Raw genomic sequence first — 319 nt, 5'->3', positions numbered from 1 at the left:
ACGCGGGGTCAGTGGGGAAGGGCTGAACAATGGGCGCAGCTCCTGGATGTCATCCAGGTCGTAGAGGGTGATGGTCCAGCCGAAACCGCGAAGGATCTCATCCAGATTGCCGGCGCTGGGGGCAGGCTCCCAGGGGGCGTCGCTGCTGATGTACAGCAGCGAACCATTGGGCGCCACGCGGTACTGGCTGTGCCATTCGTAGGCCGGCGCGCTATGGCGCTTGATCAGCAGGTAGAGAAAGCCCTCACGCAAAGGGCGGATGGCGTAGCTGGAATGGGTCAGCTCGCCGACATCCTGGAACGGGCTGAGATAGCCCGGT

The 319-nt window shown here is 63.6% G+C and carries 1 protein-coding gene; it reads right to left on the bottom strand.

The window, feature by feature from the left end; all coding sequences use genetic code 11:
• Positions 1–319: toxin VasX (locus tag ACK59Z_RS25965; RefSeq protein WP_409294015.1), on the bottom strand; the 319-nt coding region annotated here is incomplete at both ends.

The sequence above is a fragment of the Pseudomonas sp. KCJK9058 genome, assembly GCF_046230975.1.
GTDB lineage: Bacteria > Pseudomonadota > Gammaproteobacteria > Pseudomonadales > Pseudomonadaceae > Aquipseudomonas > Aquipseudomonas alloputida.
The sequence above is the reverse complement of the archived record's forward strand: the minus strand, read 5'-3'. Positions and strand labels throughout refer to the sequence as shown.